The organism is Nocardiopsis sp. SBT366, assembly GCF_001083815.1.
Lineage (GTDB): Bacteria > Actinomycetota > Actinomycetes > Streptosporangiales > Streptosporangiaceae > Nocardiopsis > Nocardiopsis prasina.
Genome location: NZ_LAVM01000164.1, coordinates 1 through 3436, shown reverse-complemented (window position 1 = coordinate 3436; position 3436 = coordinate 1). Strand labels below are relative to the sequence as shown.

The 3436-nt window shown below is 70.2% G+C and carries 3 protein-coding genes; 2 read left to right on the top strand and 1 reads right to left on the bottom strand.

Annotated elements, in window-relative coordinates; translation table 11 throughout:
• Window positions 1–150 precede the first annotated feature (150 nt).
• Complete coding sequence (locus tag ADX84_RS25015; RefSeq protein ID WP_049579944.1) at window positions 151–873, top strand: response regulator transcription factor; 723 nt, start codon at window positions 151–153, stop codon at window positions 871–873.
• A 384-nt stretch (window positions 874–1257) separates the two neighbouring features.
• Here the strand turns inward: ADX84_RS25015 and ADX84_RS26910 are convergent, their stop codons facing one another.
• Complete coding sequence (locus ADX84_RS26910; protein ID WP_234004221.1) at window positions 1258–1734, bottom strand: DUF418 domain-containing protein; 477 nt, start codon at window positions 1732–1734, stop codon at window positions 1258–1260.
• 846 nt (window positions 1735–2580) lie between these two features.
• On the opposite strand from ADX84_RS26910, the gene ADX84_RS25005 reads away from it, so the two are divergent.
• On the top strand, window positions 2581–3436 hold an 856-nt coding region (locus ADX84_RS25005), incomplete at its 3' end, for a histidine kinase dimerization/phosphoacceptor domain-containing protein (protein ID WP_234004219.1).

The following is a 3436-nucleotide window of genomic DNA, read 5'->3' as shown; positions in this document are numbered from 1 at the left end:
ACCGTTCTCTGAGCACTTATGGGACAGTGGAGAGAGCCTCGCTGAGGGAGGATTCGCTGGTGAACTCCCCCTTTGTCCGGATTCTCGGAACCGCCGTCAGCGAGCCGATCCGGAAACCCGGTATTTCGGTTATGCGTAATAGGAGTTCTGGTGAGTCCCCACTCCCTGTCACCCGCTCGGCTCAACTATGCCTCGGAGGAGGTGACGGCACCTGCGGCTCCCATCCGGGTGCTCGTGGTGGATGACCACGCGCTCTTCCGGAGGGGCCTGGTTTCGGTCCTCAACGACGAGGTCGATATCGACGTGGTCAGTGAGGCCGCCGACGGCGACGAGGCGGTGGTGCTCGCCACCGAGCTCCGGCCCGACGTGGTGCTGATGGACGTGATGATGCCCAACTCCACGGGCATCGAGGCCTGCCCGAGGATCCGCGCGGCGGTGCCCGAGGTCAAGTTCGTCATGCTCACCATGAGCGAGGACGAGGCGGACCTGTTCGAGGCGCTCAAGGCGGGGGCCACCGGCTACCTGCTCAAGGAGATCGCCGTCACCGACATCGCGCGCGCCGTCCGCGCCATCGCGGAGGGGCGGTCCTTCATCAACCCCGCCATGGCCATCAAGCTCATCGGGGAGTTCGCGGGGCTGGCCAAGCAGGAGCGCACGCCCAAGGCCGCGCCCGCTCTCCCCGAGCTCACCCCCCGTGAGACCGAGGTGCTCAAGCTGCTGGCGCGCTCCCTGAACAACCGGGAGATCGGTGAGCGCCTGTTCATCACCGAGAACACCGTGAAGAACCATGTGCGCAACATCCTGGAGAAGCTCCAGGTGCACTCCCGCACGGAGGCCGCCATCTACGCCGTGCGAGCGGAGTACCTGGGCTAGTTGCGACCTACGGCCTCGGTGCGGTGCGGTCGCGGCCCTGGCTCGGATTCGGGGCTGTCCGCGCCGTCCTGTGGTGGTGCCCGGCCGCGCCCGTGGTGGGTCGCGACGGCGCTTCCGCGCGGTCGACGCCTCGCGAGCCCCGCCCCTGGCCGCGTCGCCCCGGGCCGAAGGGCAGCACCGGCGAGTGTGAGTGGCGGCGGTCCGGACTGCTCCGACCGTCCTCCCATGCGCGGGCGGTTCGTGGGCCGACCTTGGTGTGCGGGGTCGGCTCCTTCCAGCCCCCAACGTGGCCGGGAAGCCCGGACGGACCCGCTGGCGAGAGCGCGGTGGCTGGGGCGCGCCGTCCTCGGGGGGAGCGGGCCTCCGACGCGGCTTCGTCGGATGTCAGCCGCGCGGGTCCGGGTGCCTCTCCTCGACCTCGGGCGGGTCGGGAACGCGATCCCGCTCGGGGACCAGGGCCAGGACCCGGGCCTGGAACATCTCCATGGGCCCCCGTGGGAACCGGGACAGCCACAGGCGCGAACCCGCCACCAGCACCAGGCTGAGCACCGCCCAGGCGGCCACCATCCAGCCCGCGTGGTCTGCCAGATGGCCCATGCCGAGCCCCCATGAGTAGAAGATCAGCGAGGCCAGCAGGTTCTGGAGGATGTAGCAGCTGAGCGCCGTCCTTCCCACCGCGGTCAGGGAGGCCGTCACCTGCCCGGGGCGCCGCACCCGGTCCATCAGAATTCCCACCAGGCCCACGTACCCCAGCATCAGCACCAAGGCGAAGGCGTTGCGCCCGGCCATGCCCAGGTCGTCGGGGAAGGCGGCGGCCAGTGCGTTGAGCGGCAGGCCCAGCCCCAGGCCCCAGACCGCCATCCGCCACCGCAGGGCCCGGCCGAGCGGGTCGTCCCCGAACGCTCCGGCACGGTACAGGCGCACCCCCAACAGAAAGAGAAACACCATCATGGGGAAGGCGATGACCATCTCCAACCGGGTGGACAGGAAGCTCGTCGCGCGATCCAGGACCTGGTCGGAGTAGCTGCCCTCCCGGTACAGCTGGTCCCACTCGACCTGTGCCGGGGTCAGTCGGGTATGGCTTTCGATGGAGAAGACCAGGCTCATGATCACTGTCACGCCTCCGATGAAGGTGAGGTGGATGCCCAGGGCGGTCCACNATGACCACCGTGCGCGTTCGCTCGGACAGGCCCAGGAGGTAGACGACCAGCAGCGCCGTCACCGCGTAGCCCATGAGCACGTCCCAGGCGAAGAGGAGGACGACGTGCAGGGCTCCCTCCACCAGCAGGAGGAGTGCCCGCCAGGGCTGCTTGCCGGGCCAGGTACGGCCACGGGCCATCGCTGCCCGGTGCTGGATGGCCAGGCCCACGCCGAACAGCAGGGTGAGCATGGCGAAGAACTTGCCGCTGAGGAACAGGGACCGCAGGCTCTCGGCGACGGGTCCGTAGCCAACCGATCCGGGGTGGCCGAAGAGCCAGATGTTCATGCTGAGTGTGCCGAGGATGGCGATCCCGCGCAGCACGTCCAGGAGCGGTATTCGCTCGGTTCCGGGGGTTCTGGTGGTGTCCATGAACGCATGGTGCCGAGGAGGGGACCGCCACGGCATCTGCCGAAGGGCATAGGCCCGGTCCCCCTTTCCCGTACGCCTTTCGGCGGACGCGGGGCCCACGCGCCGTGCCGCACCATGGACGGATGAGTGCGGCGAGGATGGGCGAAGCAGTCGGGCGCCAGCAGCGGTGGCGATGGCTTCCCGTCCCGGTGCGCGACACCGTGGTGGCGGTACTGGTGGGGCTGCTGGCGCTCCAGATTCCTCCGCTCCCTCCGGAGGCCGACACAGGGTGGATCCCCCACACGGTCGTGCTGCTCGCCTGCGCCCCGCTGGTGCTGCGACGACGGTTCCCGGTGTCCGTCGCGGTGGTCACCGGGGTCCTCGTGTTCGTCTCGTACGCGGCCGTGGGCCACGACGGTTCCCTGCTCGCCGCCGTGGTCGCCGTGGTGACGGCGGCCCATCGGCGCCCGGGTGCGGCGCTACCGCTCGCCGTGGTGTCGGTGGCGTGGTGGTACGCCTACCAGGTGATTCTCTTCCCCGCCGCCAACTCCCTGGTGGAGTGGTCGGGGGATCCGTCCGCACCGGCCGCGTCCGTGATCGGGGACGGCCTGGACTTCACCCTGTGGGCGCTGCCCGCCCTCATGCCCGTCCTGGCCGGGTACGTGTGGTGGCTGCGGGCCGACCGCGCCGAGGGGTTGCGGCGCGCGGCGCGCGACTCCTTCGAGCGCGAACGACTGCGGGAGCGGGACCGGCTGGTCCGCGAGGTGCACGACATCGCCGGGCACCACCTGAGTGCCATCCGGTTGCTGGCGGTCGGTGGTCGGCAGGCCCTGGAGGGGCGGGACCCGGAGGCCGAGGCCGTGCTCGGGTCGGTCGCGGAGCTGTCCGGACGCGCGGTGCGGGAGGTGCGCGAACTGTTGGACGCGTTGCGCGAGGACCGGCTGTCCGAGGCGGTGCCGGGTACCGGGTTCGCGGACCTTCCGTCCCTGACGGCCTGTCTCTTATACAACTCTC